Genomic DNA, 17545 nt, shown 5'->3' on the forward strand with positions numbered 1-17545 from the left:
CCGCCGCCACGTCACTCGCCACCACCCCGCTCGCCGCCGCGACACTCGGCGCTGTGCCGCTCGCCGCCACGACACTCGGCGCTGTGTCGCTCGCCGCCACGACACTCGGCGCTGTGTCGCTCGCCGCCGCGACACTCGCCGATGTGACACTCGCCACCACGCCGCTCGCCGCCATGTCGCCCACCACCCCAGAGGTCCCAGCCACCGCAAGCTCCCGACCGGGAGCCTCCGCCACGACCACGTGCGCGTTGGTTCCACTGAATCCAAAGGAGCTCACCCCCGCAACACGCGCCCCCGCGGGCCACGGGGTAAGCGCGGTGGGAACGTCGACCGGAAGCTCCCCCCACGGAATGTGCGGGCTCGGGGTCTCGAAACCGAGGTGGGCCGGGATCGCCCCGTGCTCGATCGCGAGCACCGCCTTGATGAGCCCTGCGATCCCGGCCGCCGTTTCCAGGTGCCCGATGTTCGTCTTGACCGAGCCGATGAAGCATCGCTGCCCCTCGGCGCGAGCCGTATTCAGAACGGCGCCGAGCGCGCGAACCTCGATGGGATCGCCCAATGCGGTCCCCGTGCCGTGCGCTTCGACGTATCCCACGGCCCCGGGCGCGACCCCACCATCCAGCAACGCCTCGCGAACGACCGCCTCTTGCGAAGGTCCGTTCGGCGCCGTGAGACCGCTCGATCGACCGTCCTGATTGACGGCCGATCCTCGAATCACGGCCAGCACCCGCTCGCCGGCCGCGAGCGCATCGGAGAGCCGCCGCAGCACCACCACGCCGCACCCCTCGCCGCGCACGTAGCCATCGGCGGCGGCGTCGAAGGTCTTGCAGCGTCCGTCGGGCGCCAGCATGTGCGCGCGCGAAAAATTGACGGAGAGCTCCGGCGAGACGATGACGTTGACCCCAGCGGACAGCGCCATATCGCACTCGCGGCGGCGCAAGCTCTGCACGGCCAGGTGCACCGCGACCAAAGACGACGAGCACGCGGTGTCGAGCGAGATGCTCGGACCCTTCAGCCCCAAGGTGTACGAGATTCGCCCGGACGCCACGCTCGACGCACCGCCCGTGCCCACGTAGGCATCGATGCGGGCGACGTCCTCGTAGCTGAGATGCAGATAGTCTTGGCTGGCAATGCCGACCCAAACGCCCGTGCGGCTGCCCGCCAGACGATCGGGGGCGATCCCCGCGTGCTCGAGCGCCTCCCAGGTGACCTCGAGGAGCAGCCGTTGCTGCGGGTCCAGGCTGGCCGCCTCGCGCGGGGAGATGCCGAAGAACCCCGCATCGAAGCGGTCGACCATGTCGAGAAAGCCGCCGTGGCGGCTCGCGATCTTGCCGGGGGCGTTGGGGTCGGGATCGTAGAACGCGTCGACGTCCCATCGGTCCGCGGGGACCTCGCGGATGGCGCTGCGACCTTCGCGCAGGAGCCGCCAGTACGCGTCGGGATTGTCCGCGCCCCCGGGGAAGCGGCAGCCGAGCCCCACGATGGCGATGGGCTCCGTCCGCGCGCGCTCCACCGCCTGGAGCCGGGCCTTGAGATCTTGCACGGCGACGAGGGCGCGTTTGAGCGGCGAGCGTTGCGGGTCCGTTTCCGGTGCGGTTCCTGAGCTCATCATTCCCTTCGATCGTCAGTAACGGAGCCCCTCGAGCTCCTCGAGCAGCAGCCTCTCCGCATCTTCATCCGTGAGCGCGTCCACGCCCTGCCCGTTGGCCACGCCGTTTTCGTTTCGCCCGGCGGGCTCGTTTCGCACGCCGTTTTCGTTTCGCACGGCGGGCTCGTTTCGCACGGCCGGCTCGCCCTCCAGCACCCCGGCCAGCAAATGGTCCGTGAGCTCGGAGATGGTCGGATAGTCGAAGAGCAAGGTGACCGAGAGCGTCTTCCCGAGCCTTCGCCCCAGCGCGTTGCGCAGCTCCACGGCCATGAGCGAATCGAGGCCGATCTCCCCGAGCGGCTGCCGCGCATCGATGGGTTTGTCGCGCGCGAGGATCCGCGACACCTCGGCGCGAACGCGCTCGCCGAGGAGCGCGTGACGGCGCCCGGATGGCGCCGCGAGGATCGACGGCGACCAAAGCTCGCGGGCATCTCCGACGCCTGCGCCCGTCGGTGCTCGGCCGTCGGCCCGGGCTCCGCGCGATGAACGCGACGCGAGATCGGCCACGAGCGGGCGGGCGCCCAGCATCGTGAATCGGTCCCATTGAATCGGCAGGACGCCGATTTGTGCGGCGTCTTCGGCGAGGAGATCGCCGAGGATGGCGTGACCTTCGGCCACGCCGATTCGTCCGAGGCCGCGCGCCTCGAAGCGCGCCGCGCCCACGCCCGCAGCCATTCCCGCGTCGGCCCACGGTCCCCAGTCGATGCTCAGCCCCGGCAGGCCCTCGGCGCGGCGATGATGCGCGAGCGCGTCCAGAAATGCGTTGGCGGCCGCGTAGCTGCTCTGCCCCGCCGACCCCAAGAGCGATGCGCCCGACGCGTACATGACGAAAAAGTCGAGCTCCAGACTTTGGGTCGCCAGGTGCAAGTTCCACGCACCTCGGACCTTCGGCGCGAGCACGCGCGCGAAGCGCTCGAGATCCTGCGCCACCAGGACTCCATCGTCGAGCACACCGGCCGCATGGACGACCCCGCGCAGCGGGTGGGCGAGCCCCTCGAAGAGCCGCGCCACGTCCGCGAGGTGCGCCACGTCGGCGCGCTCCACGTGAATCGTCGCGCCGGATGCTCGCAGCTCGTCCAAGGTCGCCTGGGCGGCCGGGCCGGGCGCGCTTCGGGACGCGAGCACGAGGTGCCGCGCGCCGCGCTCGACCATCCATCGCGCGAGCGCGAGACCGAGCGCGCCCAGACCGCCGGTGACGAGGTACGTCGCGTCGTCGCGGAGCTCCTTTCGCGGACCGCGGGCGCCGTCTTGCACCAGCACCACCTTGCCGATGTGGCGGGCCTGCGCCATGAAGCGGAAGGCCGTGCTCGCGTTGTCGCGCAGCGAGAAGGCGCGGTGTGGGAGCGGGGCGAGGACCCCGCGCTCGAAACTGGGGACCAGCTCTCGAAAATGTGCGCCGACTTGCTCGCGGCTCTCGGGTGACCATGCGTCGAGCTGAAAGGAGCGGTAGACGACGTCCGATCGCACCTTGGCAAGGTCGTCGGGGGTGAGCCGGCCGAGCTTTCCGATCTCCACGAAGCGCCCGCCGGACCGAAGGACCCCCAGGCTCGCCGGGACGAACTCGCCCGCCAGCGCGTTGAGCACCACGTCGACCCCCGCGCCGCTCGTGCGCTCCCGAATCTGCCCCGCGAACGCCAGCGAGCGCGAATCCATGGGATCGCGTACGTCGATGGACTCGAGAAACCGCCGCTTCTCGGGCGATCCCGCGGTGCCGAAGACCTCGGCCCCCAGGTGCTGGGCGATGCGCACCGCCGCGAGCCCCACGCCGCCGGCCGCCGCATGGATCAAGACGCGCTCGCCCTTCGTGAGCCCGGCGATGTGGCGGAGCGCGATGTCGGCCGTGAGGTACGCGATGGGCAAGGTCGCCGCCTCTTCGAAGCTCGTGCCGGGGGGCAGCTTCGCGACGTACCCGCGCCATACGGTGACATAGGTGGCGAAACTGCCGCTCGCGATGGCCATCACCGGATCGCCCACGCGCACGTCGCTCACGCCGTGGCCCACCGCCACGACCTCGCCCGCGCACTCGCAACCGGGGAGCCCCGCGTCGCCCGGGTACATGCCGAGGGCGCTCAAGACATCGCGGAAGTTCAAGCCGGTCGCTCGTACGCGCAGCTCGATCTCACCAGGGCCCGGTCGTTTGCGTGCGGCCGGCGCCAAGGTCAAATGATCGAACGAGCCGCGCGATCCGATTTGGAGCTGCACGGGCGGTCGCTCCTGCGCGGGAGTGTAGCGCGCGATCCGAGCGATACGCCGCTCTCCCGCGGCGAAGGCGACGCGGTCCTCGGGGCCATCGGCGAGCATTTCGAGCGCGAGCCGGCGCGCGGCGATGGCGGCTTCGTCCAGCGGATCGAGATCGACCAGGGACGTGCGCCACTCGGGGTGCTCGAGCATGATGACGCCCCCGAGCCCCCAGAGCGGCGCCTGCGCCAAGGCGTCGAACGTGGGGCGCGAAAGGCCCGCCTCCGAGCCGCCGCGCTGGGCGCCCCGCGTCACCAGCCAGACGCGCGGGTTCACGCCTTCGCCTGCGCGCGCGAGCGCCTGCGCCAAACGAAGCGCGCCGTCCAGGTTTCGCTCGCACACGGCTTGGAGCGCGGCGGCATCCAACCCATCGTGGCTCGGAGCGTCCACGGAGCCGAGGTGGACGATCCCGAGGAACGTCGCCCCGTTCGCGGCGCGGGCCGAGTCCGCGATGAAGGGATCCAACGGCGGCGGGGCGCCGTTCGACCCCGAGGGTCTGGTTTGCGGATCCGTGCCGGTTGCGGGGAGCAAAAGGACGCGATGTCCGCGGCGCGTGAGCTCCGCCTCGAGCGCGGCGCCGATGCCGCGGCGGTCTGCGAGCACCAGCCATACCCCGGGGGGTATATCGACGCTCTCCACCCGCGGCGATGGACGCCATTGCAGCGCGTAGAGCCAATCGCGCGCGGGCTCCGCGGAGCGCGCCGCCCCCATGAGCGCCTCGCGCGAAGCGCCCTTGGCGGCCAAGCCGATCATCTCGGCGACCACGCCGTCTTCGTCGAGGAGCTGCAGATCCCCCGACATGCCCGCCTGAAGCCGGCCCGGATCGCGCACGCGGGCGATCCCGCGCGCCCCTCGGCCCGGGGCTCGGACGACGCGGAAGCTCTCGATGCCGAAGGGAACGTACACGCCGTAGGGGCCCTTGGGCCACGCCAGCGACAGGAGCTGAATGCAAGCGTCAATCAATGTCGGATGCAGGACATACGGGGCGCCGCGCACGTCGCGCGAAGGCGCCTCCAGCGCGCAGCGCGCAGCACCGTCGATGCGCCGAATCTCCTGGCACCATTGAAACGAAGGCCCGAGCTCGATCCCCCGCTCCGCCGTGGACCGGTAAAATGCATCGCTCGCCACCTGTTCCCACGCCGTCCCTGGCGGCAACGCGTCCATCGCGAGCGCCGCGCTCGGCGATGCCCCCGCGCGAATCCGGCCCGTGGCATGCAACCGCCACGCGCGATCCGCCTCGCCGCGGCTGTAAATGCGCGCGAGGAGCTCGCCCGAAGCCTCCGCCGAGAGCACGAGCTGCGCACGCCGCACCTCGCCCTCGCCAAGGGTCATGGCGTGCGGAAACGTCACATCGTCGATGGAGCACGGACCTCGTCCCAAGGCCTCCACCGCTGCGCACAGGAACATGGCCACATGGCAAGCACCCGGCACGACCACCGCACCGTAGATGCGATGATCCGCGACGAACGGCATGGCGGCGGCCGACACCTCGTACTCGAACACGGTATCGACCAGCGCGGGCGACTCGACCCGGACGCCAAGCACCGGGTGCCCATCGCGTTCACGTCGCTCCGGCGCAGACGGGCGCGGCGCCGCTTTTTGCTTCTTCTCCACCCAGTACGACTCGCGCTGAAACGGATACGTCGGCAGCACCGCGCGCCGGCGGCCGCGCCCTCGCTCGAGCGCCGCCCAATCGACGTCGGCCCCGCGCAGCGACACGGTCGCGAGGCTGGTCAGCCACGACGCGGTGTCGCTTTGCTTCTCGCGAAGCGACGGTAAGAACGCCATGGGCGCGTCCTCGGGCAAGCACTTTCGCGCCAGGCCCAGGAGGGTCGGCCGCGGCCCCACCTCCACGAGAACGTCGATGCCGGCGGCCGCGAGCGCGCGCACCCCGTCGGCGAATCGAACGGGCTCGCGCGCGTGTTGGCGCCAGTACTCGGGCCGGCCTACGACGGCGGGATCCACGAGCTCGCCCGTCGCATTGGACACGAGCCGCGCGCGCGGGTGGCCAAAGGTCACCCCGCGTACGGCTTGCTCGAAGGGGTCGAGCATCGGCTCCATGAGCGGCGAGTGAAAGGCGTGCGACACGGGCAGCGGGCGGCTCTTGATCCCCTCCGTGAGGAGCTCCTCCACCACCGCTTGCACGGCATCGGCCGCACCCGAGACGATGATCTCGCGCGGACCGTTGACGGCGGCCACCGCCAGCGCGACCCGCGACTCCCCGCGCGCCGCCGCGGCTTCCACGCGCGCCGACACGGCCTGCGCGACCCGCGACTCCTCGGCGAAGATGGCGGCCATCGCCCCGCCCGCGGGGAGCGCTTGCATCAACCGGCCACGTTCGCCGACCAGCCGCGCGCCCTCCTCGAGACCGAAGTACCCGGCCGCGCACGCGGCGATCACCTCGCCCACGCTGTGCCCCATCACGATCTCGGGCACGATCCCGGCCGCAGCCCAGAGCTCGCACAGCGCCCAGCCCACCGCGAACATGGCCGCTTGCGTGAACGCCGTCTGATCGAGCGCGCCGTCCGAAGGCCCCTCGGGGTACAAAACCTCGAGCAGAGGCCGCGGCAAGAACGGCCCCAGGAGCCCCGCGACGCGGTCGAGCGCACGCCGGAAAATTGGCTCCGTCTCGTACAGCTCGCGCCCCATGCCCGCGTACTGCGAGCCCTGCCCCGTGAAAAGAAACGCCACCCGCGGTTTGCGCCCGCGCGGCCGCACGATCGGCCCCGTAACCACACCCGGCGGTGGCTCCCGCTTCGCCGCCCACGCTTCGAGCGCGAGGCGCGCCGTCTCCTTCGACCCCGCCACGACGGCAAGACCATGCGCCATCCGCGCGCGCCCCGTGTTCAACGTAAACGCCGTATCGGCAAACGACACATCGTCGCCCGCAAGATGCGCGGCGAGCCGCCCCGCAAGCTCGCCGAGCGCCACCTCGTCGCGCGCCGAGAGACAGAGCGCATGGTACGGACGTTCACTCGGCAACGCCGCTGGCATAGCCAACGCCCCTGGCGCAGAAGCCCCCGGCGCTTGCTCGACCACGACATGCGCATTGGTCCCCGCCAGCCCAAACGCACTCACCCCCGCCAGCCGCGTCCCCGCGATCTCGGCCCAAGGCAAGAGCTCGGTCGGAACGCGAACGGGAATGTCCGCCCATGGAATGCGCGGGCTCGGCGTTTGGAAGTGCAGATGCGGCGGGATCTGCCGATGCCCGAGCGCGAGGATCGTCTTGATGATCCCGGCCATCCCCGCGGCCGTCTCCAAGTGACCGACATTGGTCTTGACCGAGCCGAGATAGAGAGGTTCCTGCCTCCCCGAGCCAAACACCCCCGCGATGGCGTCGACCTCGATGGGATCGCCGAGCGAGGTCCCGGTGCCGTGCGCCTCGAGGTAGCCCACGTGCGCCGAGGCCACCCCGGCGTCCGCGAGCGCGTCGCGCAAGAGCGCCTTTTGGGCGGGACCGTAGGGGACGGTGAGCCCGCTCGACGGTCCATCGTGGTTCACCGCGGAGCCCCGAATCACGGCCACGATCGGGTCGCCCGCCGCCAGCGCGTCCGAGAGCCGGCGCAGCACCAGCACCCCGCACCCCTCGCCGCGCACATAGCCATCGGCGGATGCGTCGAACGCCTTGCAGCGCCCGTCGGGCGAAAGCGCGCGCGCACGCGCGAGGTAGACGTTCACCAGCGGTGAGACGATGGCGTTGACCCCCGCCGCGAGGGCGAGCGCGCTCTCGCCCCGCCGCAGGCTCTGACAAGCCAAGTGCAGCGCCACCAGCGACGACGAGCACGCCGTGTCCACGGTCATGCTCGGCCCTTGCAGCCCGAGCACGAACGAGAGCCTGCCCGCGGCAAAGCAAAGGCCCGCGCCCGTGCCGCTGTAGACGTCGAGCGCCCCCGCGTCGCCCGCGCGCAGCTCCAGCTCCGAGTAGTCGTCGAGGCCGATCCCCACGAACACGCCCGTCTTGGTCTGCGCCAGCGCGTCGGGCGCGACCCCCGCGCGCTCCAGCGCCTCCCACCCCACCTCGAGCAAGAGCCGCTGCTGCGGATCCATCCGCGACGCCTCGCGCGGCGAGATCCCGAAGAAGTGCGGATCGAAGCGATCGATGCCCTCGAGGTAACCGCCGCGGCGCGAGTACGTCTTGCCCGGCGCCTCCGGATCCGGATCGTAATAGGCGCCGACGTCCCAGCGCCCCGGCGGCACGTCGCCCACCGCGTCCCGACCTTCGGCGAGCAAACGCCAGAACGCCTCGGGGGAGCTGGCGCCGGGGAAGCGGCAGCCCATGCCGATGACCGCGATGGGCTCGCGTTGGCTGCGCCGGACGCGATCGAGCTCGGCCTGGAGCTTTTGAATCGCCACGACGGCGTTCGAGAGGCGCGCGCGATGATCCATGTCAGATCCCCTCGGCCAAGACGGAGGCCAGCTGCTCGTCGAGCATCGACGCGAGCTCGTCCTCGGAGAGCTCGCCCCGCGCGGCCTCGTCCGCCGCGGGCGAAGTCCTCGGTGCGAGCTCGGGCTCGTAGAGATCCTTCAGGAGCTGCGACGACAGCGCCGACAAGCTCGGGTAGCTGAAAATGTACGCGACGGAGAGCTTGCGCCGGAGCTCGACTTGGAGCCAGTTGCCGAGATCGAGCGCCAAGAGCGAGTCCATGCCCATCGCAAAGAAGCCTTGATCGGGATCGGGCGGCTCGGCCGGGTCCAACCCCAGGATGCTCACGACCTTCTCCTGCAAGCGCGCGATCAACTGGCGCTGTCGCTCGTCCATCGAAAGCCGGTCGAGCCGATCCCGCAAGCGGGGCTCGGGCGCGCGATCCTGCGAGGGCGCGCCATTCGGGGCGTCGCCGAGCTCCGCCAGGAGGCCGCCCGCGTCGCCGAAGGTGGCCTTGAAGCGCGGCCACTCGAAGGGAAAGACGCCCACCACCGGCGCTCTCTCGCTCTCGCCATGGAGGAGCCGCATCAAGAGATCGACGGCGTGATCCGGCGCGAGGATGCCGACCCCGCCGGTCTTCCACCGCTGGAGCTCGCGTACCTTCATTTTGGCGGTCATGCCCGAATCGCCCCACGGCCCCCACTGCACCGACAGCGCAGGCTGCCCGCCCGCGCGCCGCAATTCGGCGAGCGCGTCGAGGCACGCGTTGGCGGCCGCGTAGTTCCCCTGCCCGGCCGAGCCGAGCGCCGACGCCGCCGACGAAAAGAGCACGAAGAAATCGAGCGCGCTCGCCTGGGTGGCCAGGTGCAGGTTCCACGCGCCCTCCACCTTGGGCGCCAGCACCCGCTCGAAGCGCCGCTCGTCCTGGGTGGCGAGCGCGCCGTCCTCGAGGACGCCCGCGGTGTGCACGATCCCGCGGAGCTCCGGCATCGCTCGCGCGAGGACGGCCATCGCCTGCGCCACGTCGGCCGCCTTCGACACATCGGCGCGCAACGCGAGCACGCGCGCGCCCGAGGCCTCGAGCTCGCGCACGGCCCGCGTCCCTTCCTCGCCTGGACCGCTGCGCCCCAGGAGCGCCACGTACCGCGCGCCACGGGCCACCAGCGCGCGCGCCACGCGAAGACCGAGCGCGCCGAAGCCGCCCGTCACCAGGTACGTGGCGCCGGCGCGCGGCCCCCAAGGGAGCGTCCTTGGCGCGCGGGCAGGGACCAGCCTCGGGACGAGCACGTCGAACGCGGCCCGCGCCCCGCCCGCACCTGCATGGCGAATCGCGATCGCGCGCTCCCCCGCACGCAAGAGAGCACGCGCCAGCGCGGCGGCCTCGTGCTCGGGCTGCGCAGGGGTTCCGTCCAGATCCACCAAGCCGCCCCAAAGCTCGGCGTGCTCGAGCGCGATCCCCCGACCGAGCCCCCAGAGCGCCGCTTGCCCCCACGCAGGCGCCGCGCCCGCCCCCGTCGCACGAGCGCCGCGCGTCACGAGCCACAGCCGAGCATCCCCCGACGAAGCCGCCCCCGATGCGCGCACCAGCCCTTGAACGAGGCGTAGCACACGCGCCGTCGTGCGCCGCGCAGCCATCGGCGCGCGCGCGGGGTCCGAGCCGTCGTCCTCCTCGAGCGCCCACAGGCTCACGACGCCGCGCGACGGCACGGGCGCCGTGTCCCCGCGCAACCCTGCCTCCACGTCATCGTCGCTCGCCACCCGCGCGCGCTGTCCCTGCTCCGCAAACGCCGCGACCAGCGCGCCCGCGAACGCCCGCGTTCGCGGCCCGGCGAGCACCAGCCATGTCCGCGGCGCGTCCGCACGCGCGACCGGGCCGACCCCATCGCCCCGCGACCGCCACGCCACCTCGTACACCTCGCCCGCATCGCGCCGCGCCCCCGCATCCTGACGCGGCACCTCGGCACGTGGCGAGGACGGCATGTGCCGCTCGGCGCCATCGAGCCAGTGACGCTTCCTCTGGAACGGATACGTCGGCAGCACCACGCGCCGCCGCGGACCGTCGCCGAAGGCGCGCTCCCAGCCGACCTCGTGACCGCGCACATAAAGCGCACCCAGGCTCCCCAAAACCGTTTGCCACCCGTCCTTGCCCTTGCGAAGCGACGGAAGCCACACGCCGCCCTCCGGCCAGCACTGACGGCCCAGCGCGAGCAGCGCGGGCTGCGGGCCGACCTCCACGAAGATCGCCGCGCCGCCCTCGCGCAAGGTCTCCACGCCGGCCGCAAAACGAACCGGCTCGCGCGCCTGCCGCGCGAAATAATCGGGCGACCAGCCGCCGGGCTCGAACGGCCGGCCCGTGACGCTCGAGACCATCGTCACCTTCGGCGCCTCGAACGAGACCGAGCGCGCCATCCGCTCGAGCTCCCCCAACAAGGGATCGACCAGCGGCGAGTGAAAGGCCCGCGCCGCGAGCGGCCGCGTTCGCACACCCGCCGCCTCGAGCCGCGCCACCACCGTGTCCACCATCCGCTGCGGGCCCGAAATCACGGTCTCGTTGGGCGCATTCAGCGCGGCGATCACCACGTCGTCGCGCCCGATCGCCTCCTCCACCCGCGCGCCCGGCGCTTCGACGGTCACCATGGCGCCGCCCGTGAGCGCCTGCATCGCCCGCCCCCGCGCCACCATGAGCTCGAGCCCCGCTTCGAGCTCGAACACGCCCGCCACGTGCGCCGCCGCCAGCTCCCCCGCGCTATGGCCCATCACCACATCGGGCACGACGCCGAACGATCGCCACATCGCCGCCAGCGCCACCTCCAGCGCGTAGAGCGCAGGCTGCGCATACAGCGTCTCGTCCAGCAGCGTTGCGTCCTCCGTGCTCGCGGGCCAAAGGACGTCCGTGAGCCGCCGCCCGAGGAGCCGCTCCGCCACCGCATCGCATCGATCGAGCACGGCGCGAAACGCGGGCTGCGTCTCGTAAAGCGACCGCCCCATCCCGACGTACTGCGAGCCCTGCCCCGTGAAAAGGAACGCCACCCGCGGCCGCGCCGACGACGCCACCGCCCCGCGCTGCACCCCGCCCGCGCGCGCAGCGTCGAGCGCACGCAGCTTGGCGCTCGCCTCGGACACCGACCGCGCCGTGAGCGCCAGACGATGCGCAAAGTGCTCGCGCCCCACGGCCGCCGTGTACGCCACGTCGGCCATGGACAAGGACGGATTCGCCTCCAGGTGATCCGCGTACCTCGCAGCCTGCTCCGCGAGCGCGACCTCGGTCCGCGCCGAGAGCACCAGCAGGTGCAAAGGCGGCTCGAGCCCGGGCGCCTCGGCCGGGAGCACCGGCGCCTCCTCCAGCACGACATGGGCGTTCGTGCCGCCGAACCCAAACGCCGACACGCCCGCGCGCCTCGGGGCCTCGCCCCGCTCCCAACGCGTGAGCGAGGTGGGCACATAGAACGGCCCCCGCGCGAAGTCGATCTCCGGGTTCGGCGTCTCGAAGTGCAAGCTCGGCGGGATCGCCCCGCGCTCGAGCGCGAGCGCCGCCTTGATGAAGGACGCGACCCCCGCCGCCGCGTCCAAGTGCCCGATGTTCGTCTTCACCGAGCCGATCGCGCACGACCGCGCGCGCAGCGGCCCGTCTTCCAGCGACGCCGACTCGAACGCCTGCGTCAACGCCGCGATCTCGATGGGATCGCCCAACGCCGTGGCCGTGCCATGCGCCTCGACATAGCCCACGGTCGCGGGCGAGACGCCCGCCATCGCGAGCGCCTCCTCGATCGCCAGGGTCTGCCCATCCACGCTCGGCGCCGTAAAGCCGACCTTGGCCGCGCCGTCGTTGTTCACCGCGGAGCCCTTGATCACGGCATGAACCACGTCGCGATCCCGAACGGCGTCCTCCAGCCGCTTCAGGACCACCACGCCGAGGCCGTTGCCCAAAATGGTGCCCTGCGCCTTCGTGTCGAAGGCCCGACAATGCCCGTCCGGCGATGCGATACCGCCCTCCTGGTAGAAATACCCCGGCACCTCCGACAGCTTCACGGAGACGCCGCCCGCGAGCGCCATATCGCTCTCGCCCAACAAAAGGCTCTGGCAAGCCAGGTGAATGGCCACCAGCGACGTCGAGCACGCGGTGTGAAGGGTCAGGCTCGGGCCGCGAAGATGAAGCTTGTAAGATACACGGGTCGAGAGAAAGTCGGTCCCGTTGGCGATGAACTTCTGCAGAACGCCGTCGGACAGATTGCCGAGGAGGTGCGCGAACGCCAGATAGCTCGACGGCGCCGTTCCCGCATAGAGCCCGATGCGCCCGGGGTACGCGCGCGGGTTGTAGCCCGCCGTCTCCAGCGCCTCCCACGCGCACTCCAAGAACAGGCGGTGCTGCGGATCCATGAGCGCGGCCTCGCGCGGCGCGTAGCCGAAGAACTCCGCGTCGAAGAGATCGGTCCCCTCGATCGTCGAGCTCGCGCGGACGTACGCCGGATCGCCTGCGCGATCCGGATCCGCGCCCAAGGCCTCGAGCTCCTCCGGCGTGTAAAAGGCGATCGACTCCACGCCCGCGGCCAGGTTGCGCCAGAACGCCTCGACATTTCCGGCGCCCGGAAATCGGCAAGCCATGCCGATCAGCGCGATGCCATCCAACCCCTCCGAGGCTGCCATGTCGGTCACCCCTCCGCCGCGGGGCTCTTCGAGCCGCGGCGCTGCTCGCGCAGCATCTGCTGCTTCTTCGACAGCTCCTTGCGCTGCTCCGCGCGCGAGGCCACCGCCGGCCCGCGCGGCGCGAGCGCCCCCCGCGATTCGAGGGACGAGGCCTCGGACGGCGACGGCGCGAGGAAGCGCGCGAGGGTGCGCACCGTCGGGTGTTGGAACAAATCGGTCGTGCGGAGATCCCGTCCGTAGAGCTCGCGCAGCCGCGCGCGCACCTGCACGACCAGCAGCGAGTGCCCGCCCAAGTCGAAGAAGTTGTCGTTCATGCCGACCTTCTCCAGCCCCAGGAGCTCGCCCCAGATCGCCGCGATTTGCGTCTCGACCTCGCCCTCGGGCGCTTGAAACGCCACCTCGAGCTCGGGCCGTAGGCCCTCGGGCGCAGGCAGCGCCTTTCGATCGATCTTGCCGTTTCGCGTGAGCGGCATGGCCTCGAGCACCGTCACGATCTGCGGCACCATGTACTCGGGCAGCTTCTCCTTCAGGAACGCGCGAAGCGCCGGCCCGAGCCGCCGGCTCTGTTTGACGAAGAGCGGATCGTTCGCGTGCGCCCCGGCCTCGCCTCGATCGCGCGCGCCGGGTTCTACGGCCAGCGCCGCGGCGGCGAGGTACGCCTGCTCCTCGGCCTCGCGTCCCTGACCGCGCACGAACACCACGTCGAACCGACCATCGCCCCCGTGCCGGGCCCAGCTCGTCACCACCGCGTACCCCGCGGCTTCCCCCAACACCGCGACCGCGTCGGGATCGAGCCCCGCGCGCGGAGCCTCGCGAAGCGCCGCCCGCAGCGCGCCCACCGGCTCACGCTCATCGCGGCCCTCGAGCCATGCGAGCACCTTGCGCGCATCGGTGAGCCGCGCGTTGGCGATCCCCTCGATCGTCCACACATCGGGCCGCTCGTGTTCGAGCTTCGCACGAAGGACCGCCTCGTCGAGCGCCTCGCTCCACACGGTGCTCACCGCCTTCGCGCCCGCGCCCGCAGGCGCCGCCATGGCCGCGCCCTCGACCCGAAGCAGCACCTGATAACGGAACGCGTTCATCTCGCTCGGCAGACGACCGCGCCGCGGCGTCACGTCCACGCGGGTGATGCGCGGCTGCTCGGCGGCGAGGGCGCGAAAGAACGACGGATCGAGCACGAGCTCCGTCTCCTCCGTCATCCCCACGCGGACCTTGCGCGCGAGCTCGCGGCGCAGCGCCCCGGCCGGCGCCTGATGAAGCGCCAGCGACGCATGAAACGCGGGGAGCAGCGCAAGGCCCCGCACATCGCCCACGATGACCGTGCCGCCCGGCCGCACCAACGCCACCGCGCGCGCGAGCACCCGTTCGAGGTAGTCCGCGCTCGGAAAGTACTGCACCACGGAGTTGAGGATCACGGTGTCGAAGGAGCCGGGCTCGAGATCGTCCAGCGAGTTGGCCGCGCGCTCGAGCAGGCTCACGTGCGGCAGCGGCTGCAAGGCCAGGCGCCGCCGGATCCCTTCGATGGCCGCCTTCGAGATATCCGTCGCCATATACGTCGTGCACATGGGCGCGACGCGGAAGAGCAAGAGCCCCGTACCGCAGCCGATCTCGAGCACCTTCCGCGGCCCCGTCTCCAGGATGGCGCGCACCGTGGTGTCGACCCACTCGCGCATCGTCTCCGCGGGGATCGGCGCGCCCGTGATGCGCGAGCTCCACCCGGAGATATCGAAATCCGATGCCTCGCCAGCCGGCGCCGTGCGGTACGTATCATCCCAGATCGAGCGCCACTGCTCGATCCGCTCGGCGCCAAACGCTTCGCCCTCGCCGTTTCGTGCGCCCGCCTGCGCCCGGTCCATCACCACGTACGCCAGGAGCCTCGGATCGCTGGGCGCCACCTCTTTGGCCACGGCGACGGCTTCGCGCACGGCCGGGTGCGAGCGCAAACGCGCCTCGATCTCGCCGAGCTCGATGCGAAAGCCCCGCACCTTCACCTGATGGTCAAGCCGCCCCAGGTATTCGATCGTTCCATCGGTCCGCGCGCGCACCAGATCCCCGGTCCGGTAGAGACGTTCGTTCGGATCGAGCGGGTGCACCACGAACCGCTCCGCGGTGAGCTCGGGCCTCCCCAAGTAGCCGCGCGCGAGCCCCATTCCCCCGATGCACAGCTCGCCCGGCACACCGTCGGGCAGCGGCTGCAGGCGCGCATCGAGCACGTACGCGGACGTGTTGGCGATGGGGCGCCCGATGGTCAGCGGACCTTCACCCGGCTCCACCTTCTCCAAGGTCGACCAGATCGTCGTCTCGGTGGGCCCATACAGGTTCCATACGCCGGCGCCCCGCGCGCAAAGCCGGTTGGCGAGATCGCGCGAGAGCGCCTCGCCCCCGCAAAAGATCCGGAGCGAGGGTGAGCCGCGCCAGCCGCTCTCGACCAGAAGCCGCCAGGTGGTCGGCGTGGCCTGCATGACCGTGGCACCCACCGCCTCGAGCCGCGCGGCGAGGCGTGCGCCATCGGCGGCCACCTCCCGGCTCGCGATGTCCACGCGCGCCCCCGCGCAAAGCGGGAGGTACAGCTCGAGCCCTGCGATGTCGAACGACAAGGTCGTCACCGCCACGAGCACATCGCTCGCGACGAGCCCGGGCTCCACCCGCATCGACACGAGAAAATTGGAGAGCGCCCGATGCGGGATGAGCACGCCCTTCGGCTGCCCCGTCGATCCCGACGTGTAAATCACGTACGCCACATCGTCGGGCCCGGGGGGATCGAGCACGTCCTCGCCGCTCTCGCGCGCGATGGGCTCCGCGTCCGCATCGAGGTCGACCACCGCGACCCCCGCGCAGGCGAGCGACGGGAGCCGCGCCCGAATCGTCTCCTCCGTGATGAGCACGCGCAGCCCGGAGTCCTCGCGCATGAAGGCCAGCCGCTCCTCCGGAAAGCCCGGATCGAGCGGAACGTACGCGCCGCCCGCCGCCAGCACACCCAAGGTCGCCTCCAGCATGCGCACCGAACGATCGACGCACACACCGACCAGCACCCCAGGCCCGACCCCCCGCTTGCGAAGGTAGCGCGCCAACCGATGCGCGCGCTCGCCAAGCTCGGCATACGTGCGCGTGGACACCCCGTCCGTGGCGGCCACTGCATCGGGCCTGTGTGCGCGCTGCGCTGCGAAGAGATCGAGCACTGTATTCGTGCCATACCCACCCCGCCGCGTCACGCGCGCGCGGAGCTCGAGCTCCGCCCGCTCTCCGTCCGTGAGAAGCGGAAGCTCCGAGATGGGTCGATCGGGCGATTCGGCCGCCGCCCCGAGGAGCACCGCCAGATGCTCCATCATGCGCGCCACCCGGGCTCGATCGAAGAGGTCGAGGTTGTACATAAGACAACCCCACACATCGTCGTCGAGCTCCTCCATCATGAGATCGAGATCGAAGCGTGTGACCCCTTGCGCGAGCGCCACCGACTCGAGCTCGAAGCCGCGAAGGTTCATCCGCGCGCCGCCCGGGCCGAGCACGAACGGCAAGGAGCCGGGCAAGCGGTGCGGCTTCTGCAAGATGAAGGTGACCTGAAAGAGCGGCGTCCGGCTTGGATCGCGTGGCGGGCGAAGCCGCTCGACCGCCAGCGCAAACGGATATTCCTGATGTTGAAAGGCGCCCTTGGCCACGACCCGCGCGCGCTCGAGCGCCTGGGCAAAGCTCGGGTCCCCGGAGAAATCCGCGCGCAGGGCCACCGGGTTCACGAAGTACCCGATGGTCTCCGCCAGATCGGCTCGCCCCCCGCGCCCCGAGGTGAGCGTCCCCAGGAGCTGCTCGTCCTGACCGGAGTAGCGATGAAGGAGCGCCTGAAAGCCCGTGCGAATGACGGTATGAAGGGTCGCCCCGCGCGCGCGTGCAAATTGCCGAAGGCGCGCTGTCAGCGCGGCATCGAGCCGGAACTCGTGAACGCTTCCGCGGTATGTCTGCAAGGCCGGCCGAGGGCGGTCGGTGGGCAGGTCCAGGACCGGGAGCTCACCGCCGAGCTGCGCTTTCCAGTGCGCCCAAAGGCGATCGCCCTCGGGGCCCTCGAGCATGTCGTCCTGCCAACGGACGAACTCGGCGTAGCTCGTGCCGTGCGCCGGCAGCGCGGAGGCTACGCCTTCGGTTTCTTCGAGGTAGAAGGCAAAAATCTCATCGGTCAGGATTTGCAGCGACCAGTAGTCGGCCGCAATGTGGTGCACGGGCAGAAGCCAAAGGTGCTCCTGGGGCGTCCGCGAAAAGATGTGCAGCCGAATGACGGGTCCTTGCTCCAGAACGAACGGCCTGCGGAACGCGGCGGCCGCCTGCGCGCAAAGCTCCTCGTCGCCAATCCCCGGCACCTTCATATGCTCGAAACATATCGGTACACAATCGTCGACACATTGAATGGGGCCATCGTCCGCGAGATGATCGAGGGGATAGCGCGTGCGCAACGAGGGATGTCGTTCGACCAGCTTCTCGAGCGCGCGCCGCCAAGCGGCCGCATCGAGCGGGCGCCGGAGCCAGCACGCGAAAACCAGGTTGTAAGCCGGATCCTCGGGCGCATTCTGATGGAGAAACCAGAGCGCGCGCTGGCCGTGCGAGAGCGGTTGACCGTGCCGGGTGGGGCGAGAGAGGCTCATGGATGGACGGGCTCCTGTCGATCC

The 17545-nt window shown here is 71.1% G+C and carries 3 protein-coding genes and 1 pseudogene; all 4 read right to left on the minus strand.

The annotated features are described in order from the left end of the window. Positions 1-220: 220 nt before the first annotated feature. Positions 221-1609, minus strand: a pseudogene (locus tag LZC94_37710) (polyketide synthase). A 15-nt stretch (positions 1610-1624) separates the two neighbouring features. Next, the gene (locus LZC94_37715; GenBank protein ID WXB13564.1) at positions 1625-8272 is read right to left on the minus strand and encodes a type I polyketide synthase; all 6648 of its coding nucleotides are present in this window, start codon (positions 8270-8272) and stop codon (positions 1625-1627) included. 1 nt (position 8273) lies between these two features. Next, positions 8274-12893, minus strand: coding sequence for a type I polyketide synthase (locus tag LZC94_37720; GenBank protein ID WXB13565.1), 4620 nt, complete (start codon positions 12891-12893; stop codon positions 8274-8276). Between the two features lie 5 nt (positions 12894-12898). After that, the gene (locus LZC94_37725; protein WXB13566.1) at positions 12899-17521 is read right to left on the minus strand and encodes an amino acid adenylation domain-containing protein; all 4623 of its coding nucleotides are present in this window, start codon (positions 17519-17521) and stop codon (positions 12899-12901) included. Positions 17522-17545: the final 24 nt, after the last annotated feature.

This window comes from Sorangiineae bacterium MSr11954 (genome assembly GCA_037157815.1).
In the GTDB taxonomy this organism is placed as follows: domain Bacteria; phylum Myxococcota_A; class Polyangia; order Polyangiales; family Polyangiaceae; genus Pendulispora; species Pendulispora albinea.

What these genes read in the sequence shown, in the direction of transcription:
- LZC94_37715 (WXB13564.1), bottom strand. Translation starts at nt 8,272, where the DNA reads ATGGATCATCGCGCGCGCCTCTCGAACGCCGTCGTGGCGATTCAAAAG.
- LZC94_37720 (WXB13565.1), bottom strand. Translation starts at nt 12,893, where the DNA reads ATGGCAGCCTCGGAGGGGTTGGATGGCATCGCGCTGATCGGCATGGCT.
- LZC94_37725 (WXB13566.1), bottom strand. Translation starts at nt 17,521, where the DNA reads ATGAGCCTCTCTCGCCCCACCCGGCACGGTCAACCGCTCTCGCACGGC.